The sequence below is a fragment of the Vibrio sp. MM46 genome, assembly GCF_027587135.1.
Lineage (GTDB): Bacteria > Pseudomonadota > Gammaproteobacteria > Enterobacterales > Vibrionaceae > Vibrio > Vibrio harveyi.
In genome coordinates this window covers 155,151-170,244 of the sequence record NZ_JAPPTO010000009.1, presented here as the reverse complement: position 1 = coordinate 170,244, position 15,094 = coordinate 155,151, and the positions used below count along the sequence as shown (strand labels likewise).

The 15,094-nt window shown below is 43.9% G+C and carries 12 protein-coding genes; 6 read left to right on the top strand and 6 right to left on the bottom strand.

Annotation, left to right across the window (positions count from 1 at the left end; genetic code table 11):
* The first annotated feature begins 222 nt into the window (after positions 1–222).
* Positions 223–702: a DUF1097 domain-containing protein gene (locus tag OH459_RS12385; protein ID WP_005451739.1), complete on the top strand. Its 480-nt coding sequence runs from the start codon at positions 223–225 to the stop codon at positions 700–702.
* Between the two features lie 127 nt (positions 703–829).
* On the opposite strand, the gene OH459_RS12380 is transcribed toward OH459_RS12385, so the two are convergent.
* Positions 830–2,464 (bottom strand): DUF2813 domain-containing protein, encoded by a 1,635-nt coding sequence (locus tag OH459_RS12380; protein WP_199449450.1) that lies wholly within the window; start codon positions 2,462–2,464, stop codon positions 830–832.
* Positions 2,465–3,001: 537 nt separating this feature from the next.
* Between OH459_RS12380 and OH459_RS12375 the strand changes: the two genes are divergently transcribed.
* From OH459_RS12375 to OH459_RS12360, 4 genes are all read left to right on the top strand, one after another.
* A complete protein-coding gene (locus OH459_RS12375; protein WP_269986973.1) occupies positions 3,002–4,744 on the top strand; it encodes a bifunctional metallophosphatase/5'-nucleotidase in 1,743 nt (580 codons plus the stop codon).
* 529 nt (positions 4,745–5,273) lie between these two features.
* Entirely contained in the window at positions 5,274–6,293 is a 1,020-nt protein-coding gene (locus OH459_RS12370; RefSeq protein WP_017819595.1) for a TerC family protein, read from the top strand.
* Positions 6,294–6,572: 279 nt separating this feature from the next.
* On the top strand, positions 6,573–6,764 hold the full coding sequence (locus OH459_RS12365) for a hypothetical protein (RefSeq protein ID WP_005451745.1): 192 nt from the start codon (positions 6,573–6,575) through the stop codon (positions 6,762–6,764).
* 137 nt (positions 6,765–6,901) lie between these two features.
* Complete coding sequence (locus tag OH459_RS12360) at positions 6,902–7,600, top strand: DUF1223 domain-containing protein (RefSeq protein ID WP_049537330.1); 699 nt, start codon at positions 6,902–6,904, stop codon at positions 7,598–7,600.
* 5 nt (positions 7,601–7,605) lie between these two features.
* On the opposite strand, the gene OH459_RS12355 is transcribed toward OH459_RS12360, so the two are convergent.
* The 5 genes from OH459_RS12355 to OH459_RS12335 all read right to left on the bottom strand — a co-directional run bounded on the left by OH459_RS12355 (position 7,606) and on the right by OH459_RS12335 (position 13,594).
* Positions 7,606–8,511: a homocysteine S-methyltransferase family protein gene (locus OH459_RS12355; protein WP_269986972.1), complete on the bottom strand. Its 906-nt coding sequence runs from the start codon at positions 8,509–8,511 to the stop codon at positions 7,606–7,608.
* A gap of 194 nt (positions 8,512–8,705) precedes the next feature.
* The gene (locus OH459_RS12350; RefSeq protein ID WP_005451748.1) at positions 8,706–9,263 is read right to left on the bottom strand and encodes a PhnA domain-containing protein; all 558 of its coding nucleotides are present in this window, start codon (positions 9,261–9,263) and stop codon (positions 8,706–8,708) included.
* Between the two features lie 268 nt (positions 9,264–9,531).
* On the bottom strand, positions 9,532–9,741 hold the full coding sequence (locus OH459_RS12345; RefSeq protein WP_005451749.1) for a YgdI/YgdR family lipoprotein: 210 nt from the start codon (positions 9,739–9,741) through the stop codon (positions 9,532–9,534).
* 135 nt (positions 9,742–9,876) lie between these two features.
* Positions 9,877–12,321, bottom strand: coding sequence for a VolA/Pla-1 family phospholipase (locus OH459_RS12340; protein WP_009701341.1), 2,445 nt, complete (start codon positions 12,319–12,321; stop codon positions 9,877–9,879).
* Positions 12,322–12,343: 22 nt separating this feature from the next.
* Complete coding sequence (locus OH459_RS12335) at positions 12,344–13,594, bottom strand: outer membrane protein transport protein (RefSeq protein WP_005451753.1); 1,251 nt, start codon at positions 13,592–13,594, stop codon at positions 12,344–12,346.
* Positions 13,595–13,952: 358 nt separating this feature from the next.
* Here OH459_RS12335 and OH459_RS12330 point away from each other — a divergent pair, with 358 nt between their 5' ends.
* Positions 13,953–15,035 (top strand): site-2 protease family protein, encoded by a 1,083-nt coding sequence (locus OH459_RS12330; protein WP_422485082.1) that lies wholly within the window; start codon positions 13,953–13,955, stop codon positions 15,033–15,035.
* Positions 15,036–15,094 lie beyond the last annotated feature (59 nt).

The window sequence follows — 15,094 nt, the reverse complement described above, 5'->3', positions numbered from 1 at the left end:
TTATTTCGCCCAATTTATTGTGATTTTGTTATTTTCGAAATCTGTTGATTTATCGGTTGCGTCAAATTTAACGTGTAAAACATGCAACGTTATTGGATGTTAATGCGATCTTGATCACCGAAGTCAATGAGGGATGTGCCTAGTATTGACTGCCTGATTTCAATGTATGAAGGCAGTTTTCGAACCAAGTGGTACGAAACTAGTCAAGCGGGTAAGAATACCATGACCACACTTTTAGCAATTTCAATTACAACTGGCATTCTCTCTGGCGTATGGGGCTGGATCGCTATCTCCCTTGGTCTGTTGTCTTGGGCAGGCTTTCTTGGCTGTACAAGTTACTTTGCATCCCCGACAAGTGGCTTAAAAGGGCTAGCAGAAAGTTTGATCACCAATATGACAGGCGTATTTTGGGCGTTGGTAATCATTTACGGTTCAACTTACGTAGGTGTAGAGATTATCGGTTATGTAATTACTGCTGTAGTTGCGTTCTTTATGTGTATTCAAGCGAAACAAGCTTGGCTAGCGTACATCCCTGGCACTTTCATTGGCTCATGCGCCACTTTTGCTGCAGACGGCAATTGGCAACTTGTAGTGCCATCGCTGATTTTAGGTGGCGTGTTTGGCTACTTAATGAAAGCAACAGGACTTTGGTTACATGCGAAATCAGCCGCTACTTCTTCGCTCGCTGAGCAAGTACAGTAGTGAACCCCCGATCTTATTTGTATCCGCTGTGTGTTGAGACTTATCCCGCTCAATACAGTTAATCAAAATTACTGATTCTTGATACAAGCACACCAGGTTGGTGTGCTTTTTTTTATTTATACGCTTGTTAGGTGTTTCCGTTTGCCATGGTAACGACACGTTTCAACGTCCAGCGCAGTAGCACAGGGATGCAATCTACACCTCGTTCCTCACAATGAGCGACAATCGCTAAGGCGAGATCGGGTTTTGCTTGTTTCTTCAGAACGCGATTTACGACTTTCTTTGCTGGGATTGGGTGCTCATGAGGAACTTTGATAATGTCCTTAAAGAAAAGTTCGAAACCATTGTTATAGAGAAAATGCTCGATGTCTCTGTCAGGTAATTCCGTTAAGCGATGGCGTTCTTGGTCGTTATCCAAATGCGCTCTTACTGTATGAGCGTATTTCTTACCCGCAGGATCTCCGTCAGTGACGACGTGCCAATCTATCCCAAATTCTTTGGCGACTTTGATCAGAGACTTCAACCCAGACTGGGCAAATTCAACGATTTGTACGCCTTCTGCCGCTAAGTCATACCCGCATTGACGTGCCAGTTCGTTAAATAACCAAACTTCTGTTTCACCCTCAACCAATAGCCAGCAACGAGCAAATAGGGCACCAGCACGATGAAAACGAATGTGGAAGCCAATCCGACGGAGTTGGTCGACACTAAAGCGGCTTGTGTTGAGTGACTTTGCAATGGTTCGATCTGACAAACGAACTAATCGACGAATCGATGCCAACGGTACAGAGCCGAGTAAACGGGCACTGTTTGTGGTGAGAATCTTCTGCATCGGAAGCAGTTGCAACAAGCTCCAAGCGCGGGATAGATGAGTAGGATGTAAACGACCCTCTGGATCTTCAATGATCAAGATGGGACGTGCACAACGTCTTAAATCTGTCGGGCCTTTGGCTTGTAGGTACGCGTTTAACAATCCCATAAGTAGTAAGCGAGTTTGCTTGTTATTCGTCTCTTTCAAAAACTGCGATAACCCTTTTTCAGCAGAAGGGCTGGCATAGAACAGACCGTCTCGCGGTTTTCTCGGGTGACCTTTCTTCACGCTTCGAAATGCAAAATAGTGCTCGACTAACGTGTGCATTGAATCAAGACTGCTGCGAACTTCACCTTTGTTCACATGACCAGGCATAGCAAACAGGCGACGGCAGGTATTGTTAATGCGTTTTTCTATACGAGCATTTTTGTTGTCACCATTAATGTGATTGGGTTCGGGGAAACGGCGTGAGTCGCGTAATCGGATTACTGGGTGAAGGGTCATCAGTTCAATTGCGAGTTTCTCTGCATGATGCAGTTGCTTCGCTTCGCCATCACAGTCCAAGAATGCGTACTTGGTTGTGATGTGATGGCCATCTCTACTGGCACTTAAACGGTAATAAATGACGTGTTCGTTGTCTTCGTTGATGCACCATGTAGGCTTAATGCGACGATAACGTCCAGCATTCACTTCTTGTTTATCTTGAGATTTAAAACAGAGTACGATTTGAAGATGCTGTGTTTGTGGGTGCGAGATGGAATAGTCGACGTGGAAGTCCGTCATTTCAAATTGATAGAGAGAGCCATCTGCAGGTAAGGCGAGAGACAGGGCGTCGAGTAGGGAGGATTTACCCCAAGTGTTCTCACCGATTAAGGTCGTCAGTTCGTCAAAAGAGAGTGAAAGGCGTTTAATGCCTCTAAACCCAGAGATTTCGATGCGTTCTAGTCTCATCTCACTCCTCCTTGCAATTATTTGAATTATCGAGAGTTCTTTTGCTCCTCATAAGCATATATGAAATTGATCATGGCAAGTTAAGCTCAGTTCACAAATTTAAGAGCATTCATCCTATGAATAGAGACCGTTTAGGCGTAAAGTCACTTTCAAACTTGTACGCAAAATGAATCTTGATCACGTAAAAATGAAATGACAATTTCTCTGTTTCATAAAATTCATGATTCTGTCATGATTCAGTTCTAATAATAATGTCCAAGTAACCTCGAGATGCTTAGTTCAGCGAGAATGACTTGGTTTGTAGACTAGGCAACGATTTGAAAACCTAGTGACCCTAAGTTAAAAAGCGTTAACAACGTATACAAACCAAGTCAACTCGCCCGAAGGGAGCGTGTCACTGATTCAATTTCTTTGTCAAACAATTGGGAAATAGATGACTATTACGCTGCATCGTTGTCCTTGAACTTAAATCAGTGACATCGCTCTGAATACTGCGTCTTGAGGTCACTTGGGCATTTCGGAATGAAAAGAGAGAAGATGACAATGAATAAAAATCATAAGCCAGTCAGAATCAAACTGGCACACATCAATGACACTCATTCCTACTTTGAGCCAACGTCATTACAGCTAAAACTCAATATTGATAACGAACGCACACTAGAGCCTTACGTGAGCGCTGGTGGGTTTTCACGTATCGCAACACGCGTAGAACAGCTTCGTGATGATGCCCAACGTCAAGGTCAAGGCATGTTGTTTTTACACGCTGGCGACTGTTTTCAGGGCACTCTGTACTTCTCGTTATTCAAAGGCAAAGCAAACGCCGACCTATTAAACGCGCTTAACATCGATGCGATGGCTCTGGGCAATCATGAACTTGATATGGGTAATGAACCGGTTGCTTTGTTTTGTCAGCGTACCAACTTCCCGTTGCTTGCAGGTAACTGGGACTTATCCAATGAATTGCCAACTAAAGATCACCGCATGGGCGATTGCGATAACGTATTGAGCTTCGACACTGAGACTCAAAGCGCGCAATATCTGGTGAAAGAATTTCACGGAGAGAAAGTTGCCATCTTTGGCTTGTCTATCGACAAGATGAGCGATATTGCCAACCCAGATGCCGACACACCATTTATCTCTGCAATAGAAACAGCAAAACATACTGTTGAAAACATCCACCAAGCAGGTATTAAAAACATCATCCTTTTAAGCCACTTAGGTTATGAAGGGGATCTCGAGCTTGCAGCTCAAGTGGATGGCATTGGCATCATAGTTGGTGGTCACAGTCATAGGTTACAAGGTAACTTTGCCGCTATTGGCTTAGGCGAAGATGACCCATATGGCGTCAAGGTAAACGATACTTATGTCGTTCAAGCTGGTTACCACGCATTAACCATGGGCCATTGTGTTCTTGAATTTGATGAAAATGGCACCGCGACCATGTTAAGTGGTCAAAATGAATTGCTACTCGGAAGACGCATTTTCTGGGATTCGACACTAAATGAGCAGCTTGACCAAGGTGTATTTGAAGAAGCGTGTGACTTTATTCATGGTCAACCAAACGTAGTTGTTTGTAAAAAGCACCCAGAGACACAAGCGATCTTAAATGATAAGTACATCCCAAGAGTGCGTAAGCTTCAATCACAAGTAATTGCAAATGTGGCAGAGAAGAAGCGCCATGTACGTATTCCTGACGAATTTGGCGGAAGCGAACTTGCTCCAGCAGTAGCGCATTCATTCTTGTATGTGCTTAACAAGCGTGGGCACAAGGTTCAATTTGCCATTCATAATGCGGGAGGTGTGCGTACTTCTCTCAATCCGGGAAATATTACCGTGGCAGACGTTGCCGGACGATTGTTGCCATTTGCCGTTCCTATCGGTTTTTATGACGTACAAGGCAAAGTTGTTCGTTTAGCATTGGAAGGCGCGATCAATAATGCACTTAACAATGGTGTTGAAGGCACTGGTTCTGGTAGCTACCCATACACACATAATTTGAACTTTGAATATCAAGCCGATGCGCCAAAAGGACAACGCATTAAAAACCTAGAAATTTTTGATGGTAAGCGTTGGTGTGAGATGGAAGAAGAGCTTTGGTACCGTGGTACTTCGTCTGCTTATACTATGAAAGGTAAAGAAGGTTATGAAGCGTTGCTGGATATGAAAGGTGAAGGCTTTGTCAGTAATCTTTCCATGGCAGATTGCTTTGTTGAACTACTAACGGACGAACCAAACTGTTTGAACCAAAGTCACAAACTTTACTCGCAGAAGAGTCAATAACCGTTATTGGTATCTTTTTTGCTCACTCCCTAATGCACATGCGATGAAGAGGGAAGAGAGTATGTGGAAAAAAGATTGGGCTGACGCAGCGGTTGTCGTTGCTTGGGTCGCAGTTTGGTCAACACTGGTTTACTTTGTACCGCTAACTGGTTTTTAAAGATCGACTATTCAACAAATGAGGGGCGCATAAGTGCTCCTTTTTTGTATCTGAACCGGCTTGAATTCATGATGTTGATAAACATTCTTCACAAAATACTTTGTTTTTATCGATAACGATTTTTTGTTGGAGATCGACGCAAGCAGGGGTATGATGGCGGCGTTTGGGGAGTAGTTAGCGCAAGTTTATTTATCGTCATCTCGTTAAGCATCAGCTTATCCGGTAAATAAAGGTGTCACTTGATTCATCACGTGATCACTTCAACGAGACCAACGCATTCATTGGCTAGCAGACACATGGGTAATGTGACTGCTGGTTTGTATTGTTTGCGGAAGGTCAGCCCGAATAATGTCCTTCCGCGTGGGAGGAAGCATGTCTCTTATCGAAAATACCACCCAATTATCCCAGTCTGTTCCACTACAAGAATCACTGACAATGTACGGTGCATTCGGCCTATTTACTTTGGTTTTAGTCGCTCTCGATATCTATCAGACTCGTGGCGGCGTGATTACCATGAAAAAAGCAATTGGTTGGAGCGTATTCTGGTTCTTATTAGCGTTTGTCTTTGCAGGCTCTATCTATTTCTTTTGGGATTATTACGCGCCTCATAGCGTTTATACTCACGAAAAAGCGACCATATCATTCTTAACTGGTTACTTGCTTGAGAAATCGTTAAGTGTCGATAACTTGTTTGTGTTTGCAATCATCTTTGCGCAATACAAGGTGCCTGAGCATTTGCGTCCACGCGCTCTATTGTGGGGTGTGATTGGTGCATTGGTTTTACGTGCAATCATGATTGCTGTGGGGGCTCAATTGCTTGCTCAGTACCACTGGGTACTTTATCTGTTCGCTGCGTTCCTAATTTGGACGGGTATTAAACTGGCGCGAGATAAAGGCGAAGAAGAAGAGGTGAACCCATACCCTGAGCAGTTCATTCGTAAATTCTTACCAGTGACAGAAGAGTATCAAGGTAACCACTTGATCTTGAAACAAGCAGGTAAGTGGGTTGCAACGCCAATGCTGATCGTTGTTGGTGTGATAGCAGTGATGGACGTGATGTTCGCACTGGATTCTATCCCTGCAATCTTTGCAGTAACGCGTGAACCGTTCTTAGTATTAGCGGCTAACGTGTTTGCTCTGCTTGGTTTACGTTCTCTGTACTTTGTACTGCAAGCAATGTTGGACAAGTTTGTGTACCTAAAACCAGCGCTGTCAGTGATCATGATGTTCATTGGTGTGAAGATGCTACTGGTTGGCACGCAATACGAAATCCCAACGGTTTGGTCATTAACTTTCCTAGTGACAGTGATGACGACAGCGGTTATTGCTTCTATCTATAAGAACAAAGAAACCAATAGCTCTAGCGTTAAAATTACTAATCAAAACTCTTAAGTATTTTGTAAATTCAAAATCCTTTAAAAGAATATTTGGTTAATTAAATGTTGCAAATAAACTTGGGTTTACCTGTGTAAATCCAAGTTATTCAACTAAAGATTCGCTTTGTTGAATAAGTATGCGGTTAGTTGGATTTTGTATTCTTATGGTTTGTAACGGAATTGTTTTATAAGAAAAACTAATCTGAATAACCAAATTTTGTCATTTTTTGCTCAGAGAAAAAATGACTAATATACGACCAACAAAACAATTTACTGCTTTTAAAGAGAGGCAATCATGGCACAAGCAATGCAAATGACAAATGTAGCTTTACCAACCTCTATGGATAAGAAGACCTACGCGGTTAACTTCAAAGGATTGATTGCTCACTTACTGGATATTCTTTTCGTAGATAACTCTGCACCTCGCAGCTACTACGCAGAAGACCTATCTGCACACATTCAGAAAGACATCGGTATGTACCGTTAATCTGAATGGAAAGCGAATTCGAAATGCCGGCTTAATCGCCGGCATTTTTGTATCTGAAATCGCTACACCTAAGACCGCATTGAAAGCTATCTCTTGCTCGTACGGTCATAGTCAGTATCAAAGAAAAGGAGCTGCCTATGATTAACGCGATTGCACTTGCTGCTATTACCAGTCTTTCTGCATCACAAAGTTGGGTTCATGAAGGACAGCCCGCACAAGTGATAGAGCTATTTACTTCAGAAGGCTGTTCAAGTTGCCCACCTGCAGACAAATACCTTTCTACGTTTCAATCCAGCCCTGATTTGTGGGAAAAGTACATTCCTGTCGCATACCACGTTGATTATTGGGACTATCTTGGTTGGAAAGACAAATTTGCAAAGCCTGAATTCTCTCAGCTGCAACGTTTGTATCGCGCTTATGGCGCGGTAGGGAGTGTCTATACTCCAGCATTTGTCGTTGATAGTGAAGAATGGCGTGGCTTTTTTAATTGGCGCAAGCGCGTATTACCCAGCAACGACAACGTAAAAGCCCAATCATTGACACTAGAGCGCTCTGGCAACCAATTCTCTTTACGGTTTGAAGAGAAAGGCTCGTATGATGCAACGATTGTGTTTCTCTCAAGTAATGAAACCACACCGGTTAAGCGCGGTGAAAACCGAGGGAAAGTACTAGAGCATGACTTCGTTGCATTGGAGAAACAACAAGGTCGCTCAAAGAGTGGAGAGTGGACGTTTAAGCTCAATCAGCCCATCAACAACATTGATGCTGTTGCGGCGTGGGTGACTGAGCCAGGGACTTTTAATCGTGTGCAGACTGTCGCGGGTGAGATTCGATAAATGAACTAAAGGGATGCCTTCCAATCCGAAAGCGCTTTGATGTGTTCTGGTCCAATACCGCAGCACCCACCTATAATGGTTGCCCCGCACCGATGCCATTTTTGTGCAAAAGTTAAGTACTCTTTTGGTGAGAGTTCTCGCATCGCTTGTAATGCGCTGTTGGCTTCGTGATTAGATTTGATTGCGGTGAAGTTGTTCGCGTAAACCCCAATTTCAATATCTAGCTTGTGTTGGTCTAAAACTGCTTTGGTATCACTGACCGCTTTTGCCATTACTTCAGGTACCGAGCAGTTAAAGTAAACGCTGATGGTATTGGTGTTGTCCGCACTTTGTGCAATATGCTCAATGGCTTGGATAACGGTTTCCCCAGAGCGCAACAACGCGGTTTCCAATGAGTCATCACTTAAAGAAAAGGCATACGCAGTAGGTTTGGTGCTGCTTGTGAAGACTCTTTGTAAACACTTTAGCTCCTCTAAACTGCATATGGTCTCCGCTAGCCAAAGGTCTACATAATCTTCTTGAGCTTCAAACAAAGTCTTGGAAATGATTTCACCTAATTTGGGTTCGAACAGATCTGGTCGATAACTACCAAACGCTGGTGGAATACAACCAGCTACTAGAACGCGTTCCGGTGACTTATCTGCACATTCACGAGCAATTTGGGCTGCAAAGCGTGCTAGTTCACTACCTTGTTGTTCGTAAAGTTCTTGTCCCAGATGGAATGGTACACAAGCATAGCTGTTGGCAATGATGATCTCTGCGCCAGCGTGGATAAAGTTGTTATGCGCTTGGTAAACGAATTCTGGCGATTCAATCAGTGTTTGTGCGCTCCAAAGTGGTTGAGAGAATGGGGCTCCCATGCGTTTCAGCTCTCTTCCCATACCGCCATCAAGGATGGTTAACTTTTTCATACTACAGTCCATCTTAATTCTTCCTTGTTGAACCTTAAATGAAAATGGCTATGAGCGAAAGTGACGAGCGGAAAAGGATAGGTCGTGTAGGTGGGTAGATTAGTCGTGAGCTAGATAAGACAAAAGGTGCGGACTGCAGAAACGAAAACGGGGTTCCAACTGGAACCCCGTTCAATTCGAAAGTAATGTTGGGATTACTTCTTACGGCAGTACTCAGCGATCACGTACATTGACTGACCACCGTTTGCCTTACCTGAAACAAGTTTAGGATCATCACCAAGGCTGATACCGCGAATAACAGTACCTTGTTTGATTACTTGGTTTGTACCTTTAACTGGTAGGTCTTTGATTACTGTTACATCGTCACCTTTCTTAAGTTCAGTGCCGTTGCAGTCAACAGTTTTATCGTCAGCAGACATACCTTTCATTGCCCAGTTCATTTGCTCTTCTTCCATGTACATCATGTCAAGAGCATCTTGAGCCCAGCTTTCTGTGTTTAGGCGAGTAAGTTGGCGCCATGCAGTTACTTGTACTGCAGGAACCTGACTCCACATGCTGTCGTTCAAGCAGCGCCAGTGGTTAATGTCTTTAGGGTCTTCGATCTCACCATGACACTTATCACAAACCATGATAGCAGTATCAACCGTTACGTTGCCGTGTGGTGGCACAGCGTAAGCAGTTAGTTGAGTTTCAGAAGAACACAGTTCACATTTTGACTCGCAGCGAGCAAGCAGAGTAGCTTCGATAGACATAAGGACTCACCTTAGTAATGTTTTTTGGTGGCGGTATTATCCACTTTATCCTGAGAAATAAAAGGGTGTTAGAGAATTAAAGGCGAGATTTTACAATATTCCAACCTGAAAGGAGTGAAGATGTAAAATATTGGCTAAACAAATAATATCTAGAATATAAATAAGGGTGTTGATTGTTTTGAATGATGAATCAGTTGCATTGATGAATGTTATCGATGGTAGGGAGATTGATTGAAAATGCCCCCTGACTTGACAGGAGGCAAAGGATCTAACGTTCGATAATTTGTACGATTTGGTCTTGTGAGATACTCATTTCTTTGCCATCCACGTCTTCATACTCGTACATGCCAGTATCTTCATTGAGATCTGGTTTGCCATACGAGGTGATGATTTTCCCTTCATTCGTTGACATAAGATATTGGCTGCTGCCGCAAGCGGCAAGAAGTAGTGCAGTGGCAATCACGGTCAATACGCGCATAGAGTTTTCCTTTTCAAACAAGTGAGTTAGACAAAGACATCGTTTTAACTATAGCAGAGGAAACTATGAGTGGATCTGAAAGGCATAGAAACAAAAAAGCCCAGTAGAAACTGGGCTTTGAGGGGATGTACAAGATTATTTTAGTACTGTCGCATTACTTACTTTGCTTAGTGCATCATCCACTACAAAATCAGCATTCTCAGCCTGCATTTCTGCGTGGTGAGGAAGGTCTGCCAACGTACCTGCCGGAGAGGCAAACGTGCTGTGTGATGCCGTTGCGTTAAATTGGACAAAGCTTGCTGTTGCATTCACAGCAGTGTCTGAGCTGTTAACCGTTTTCAAGCCTAGCTTCTTCGCAAGTGGCTCGGTACCTGCAAATGGCGCATTAGGTACGTTGTTTGGAACGGTTGCATCACCATCTACTTCTGTCATGAAGAATGGTGTTGATAACGAACCAGTCTTCATAAGGTCAGCAGCATTTGTGAACGGGTCAACGGTATCAAGTGTTGTTTGCGCAGCATAGATAAAGCTAGAGAAACCAGCGTTTAATTGAGCCAGAGCTTCAGGGCTTGCGCCTTTCTCAAACGTTTCGTAACACACTTTGTCGCTAAGTTCTGCACAAGATGCATCTGCATAACTCGCATAGTCTGCGGACGCTGCGTACGCTAGGTTATGTTTGATTTGCGGACCAAAGTTGGAAGAGCCAAGCAGTAAGTTACCGATTTGACCACCAGAGTTTTGGATAGATGCACTACTGAAGTTGTACAACGCATCTGCTGATACTGAGCCCAGAGAGTTGTTTGCCGCTGCAACGGCTGACGTACCAACGATGCCTCCTAATGAGTGACCAAGCATCTTAACTTTTGAGCCAGTTGCTGGGTTAAACCCTTTAAGTGGGCTATTCGCAAGAAGACCCGCTTGAGCAGAAACCACAAGACTTGCGCGAAGGCCTAATACGTCAAGGACACTTTGGCGAAGGTTATCACGCGCTACTGCCAAGTTAGACAAGTTCAAATATGCTAACACGTTTGAATTCGCAGAACGTTGGTCATCCAAGCTACGAGTGCCATGAATTGGTAAGTCGATAGCGATCACCGCTACGCCAGCTTTAACCATGTTAAAGGCAAAAGCGTAAGCATTTTCTTTTGCTGAAGTAATACCATGTTGATAAATCACAACGTTGGTCGGCGTGCCAGTTTCTGGAGTGAACAACAGGAACTCGACATCTTCTAGAGACTTAACCGCTGGCACTGGTGAGTATCGAGTGATCACTCGGTCACTATCCAGTGGAGTGCCGTCAGATAGTTTTAGATTGGCGCCAACAAGTTTTAGCTGCTCTGTAGGATCAGTAGCGAGCTTGCTCACATCAACAGGGTCATTTGCAAATTCACCACTAGACAACTGCTGAATTATGCCTGCTTGTTCATCTTTGTTTGATAAAGCGGCTTGCAGTTTCACAAGGCTTGGCATTGCTGAAACCATTGGCTGCATGTTCCAGTCAGCACCTTTCTCTAGATAGTAAGGTAGTCTCACCACACCCTGAGTTACGTTGACTGAAACACCGGCATTCGTGTAAAGCCCTTTTATTGCGGTCTTTGTTGAGTCTAAGTCACTGATGTATTTGTTGAAGTCTTCATCTGCGTCTAACGCAGTAATGAAGTCTTGAGTCGCACCCAATGACATCGTGTATGCAGTCGCAAGGTCGACCGAACCTGGGTTAGTGTCATTCTTGTAAACCGTGTTGAGCGTGTTTGCTCCGGTAGCAAAACCGGTTGCGGTTACGCCTTTCACTGCTGCAAGTGTGTCACCTACCGACTGTGTGCTAAACCATGATGAGTAGATGATGTCTGAAGGTACAACGTTTAGTAAGCCAGATTGAGTAGCAAGACCAAAGATTCCTTCAACCGCCGTTGTTGCAGCTTGTAGAGAAGCAAGATCACCAGATTCGTATACGACTTCTTTCGATTTTGCCGTCGCGTAACTACCGGATGTACCGATTGCGTCACCATTTACATCTTTTACTGCTTGAGTCACTGCAAAAATGTATTCGCTTGATTCATCGAATGAGTCTGCGAATTGGATGTAAAGACTCTTACCACTTGATACGACTTGGAAGTCTGCATCAGCAGTTGCGCCATCTTGGATCTTTAAAACTTTTTCGATTGGGTTTGTCTTACCATCCCAATCGGTGATGCGTTGATTTAGCTTAATAACGCTAATACCCGACGTTACTAAACCATCAGCGAATCCTGCACCGTTGAAATTCAGAACGATTGGCATTGATGTTGACCAACCATCCATGGTGTTCATGGCGGCGCGAGGGTTGGTTAGCGCATCATCACCACCAGTCGGCAGACCGAGCGTGCCATCTGTTTTATCCATTAGCAAGTAAGAAGGCGCTGGTACATCAGCATTCGAACCTTGAACCGTGAAACTAACCGACGTGTTACGGTCAAGTAGTGCCTGAACCGCAGGTTCAAACGTTGCGGTATCTGAAGTGCCTGAGCTAGAAGTGTCGTCACCACAACCTGCAAGTAGGATTGCAGAACAAAGCAGTGATAATTTAAACGTATGTTTCATTGGTTTACTCCGTTAATCCTGATTATTTGAAGGTGTAGTTCATCTGTACAGCACTGATGTAAGCCGTACCTTCTGAATCAAATGTGATCTCTTGATCTGCTGCGTTTGTTTCAGTGAACGAGCCAGACTTACTCTTAACAAAGGCAAAACCAGCATCGAAGCTTAAGTTTTCTTGCATTACATAAGTCACCCCCGCGCTGTACCAGAAACGGTCGCTATCAGGAATACTCAACGTCGCTTTACCCGCTTGTTCGTCAAATGCGATACCAGCGCGTAATGTCCATTGATTGTTCAGAGTATATGTACCACCGAAAGAGTAGCGGTTATTGTCTTCGTATTTCTCAGGTTTAAAGAAACATTGACCAGCGGTGCCGTCGTTACATTGTGGGCTCGTCGCTTTTAGTTCTTTAAATGTGCTCCAATCTGTTTGCTGCCAACCGTAGTGGATAGCCCACTTGTCGTTTAGCTGGTGGAATGCTGAGAGTTCGATGATAGAAGGAAGCGAAATTTGTAGTCGACCATCGACTTTTGGTGCTGTTGCGATGCCAGAGTCATAGCTACTGAACTCACCATTGTCGAAGTCTAAATCCACTTTAGAGCGATAGCCGAAACCAAAGCGGTTATTTTCGTTGTACTCATATAGCGCACCGATGTTCCAGCCCCAGGCAAACGTATCGCCTTCCATACCAATTAGGTTGTCAGACTTTTTACTACCAGGACCAAATAGGGGAGCTAGGGCACCTTTATGACGAGTCAATTCCGCTTGCGCGTAGACAAGGTTAATACCACCACCAACACTGAATTGTTCATTGATGCGGTAAGCAATGTTTGGGTTGATATTTACAGACAGCAAAGAAGTATCGCCTGCCATATCACCGGCAGAGATATCATTCGGGTAGTCAGTGGCAACACCGTAGGTTGTGAACATACCAAGACCCCAAGCCCATTGATCGTTAATAGGGCTAATGTAGTAGCCAGCAGGAACGATTTGCAGCGGAGCTACGTCTTTTGCATGTTCTTTATGGTAAGTGTCGTAGACGTTAACTTCAGGATCGACGATGGATAGCGCACCTGAAAACTGAGCTTCTTTAAAAAGTGTCATCGCAGCCGGGTTACGCGCTAAAACGCTTGCGTTATCCGCAACCGCGCCTTCACCTGAAAATGCTCTACCAAGACCAGATGCCGAGTGTTCAGCAACCTGAAAGCCCGCAGATTGGGCATTACACGCAAACAATATTGAAATTGTAAGCAGAGAGCAGTGCTTCTTGTTCATCCTTGACCCTCCTAGGGTGTCATTATGTTAGACCGAAGTCTTTGTATTTGTTGTATGCCTTTTACACCAGTTGCTGTCGGTTAGAATTACAACTGCAATGTAAATATAATGTTAATTGTATATTTATTATCTTGTCAAAGATTAGACGTATATTGCGTTTTAAATTTGATGCATAGGTCAAACAGCAATTAATAAGGTCATGTATTATGGTGATATTTTTATAGTAAATGGTACGACCAGACTTGTTTTGTAAATCTTATGGTTAATCGCTAACCAAACACCTGTTGTTAACATGCTTTGCGTTCTATTCCATTACAGGCATAATTCCCACTTTGTGTTTATCGCATTGGAAATCGCGTTGGAATTACTACACATCGAATTTTTGGGGAAATCGCTTAGGCTGAAAGGTTCTATGGCGGGTTGGCAACAACTGTTTTGGGATAACACTCTGGTATCACAAATTGATGCTAGTGATGATGATTCCGGCAAGACGCAACATCAATTCAAACTTTCTTCTGGAGAGCAGGTATTGAACTGCCAACTGAGCTGTGAGTTAAATTGGCAACCTTTTGACTTCAAATATCAAGCTACGGTTAATGAGGCTCTTGTGGCTGAAGGAACTCGCAATGAAAAGGATATTGAGCAACAAGTTCCAGTTGAGCCGCCACCAACAGAAAAGCGCTTTAGCATCATTGGTCTTGTGTCGCTGGGAATGAAAGCGCTTAAGAGTGCGAAAGTGATTAAGGTTGCGTTAGCGTCTGCGAGTTTAGCTGCCTACTCATGGCTGTTCTCGATAGAGTTTGCGCTTGCTCTCGTTGCATGCCTGGTCTTCCACGAATACGGGCACATCCGTGCAATGAAATACTTCGGTATGAAAACGAAGGGGATATATCTCATTCCTTTTTTGGGCGGGTTGGCGCTAAGCGATGAAAAGATCAATACACGCTGGCAAGACGTTGTTATCTCGATCATGGGACCTTTCTTTGGATTGGTGTTGAGTATTGTATTTACAATTTTGTACTGGGTGACGGGAGAGATGATCTTTGCCGGCCTTGCGGTATTTAACGCCTTACTAAACCTCTTTAACCTATTGCCGATTTTACCTCTAGACGGTGGACATGTACTGAAGAGTATTACTTTCTCCATGAACTCATGGATTGGTCTAGCCGGTAGCGTCGCGACTGCAGCATTGGGTATCTATATTAGCTACGCATTCGGTTTAACGTTGTTGGGATTCTTGCTCATCATGGGGATGTTGGAAGTTGTGGTGGAGTGGCGCACAAGACACCATAGTCATTTGTTGCCTTTAACTCGATATGGGCAGCTTTTCTCTTTCGCTTGGTATCTAGTGTCCATTGGAGGCTTCATTGCTATCATTTGGTATTTTGCGGGTCTTGGCGACAGCCTGTTAAGCCTGCCACTGCAAATCCTTGGTACGTAAAGAGCTAATGCGAATTAAATAAAAAGAAAGCTCCCAATGGAGCTTTCTTTTTGACTTCT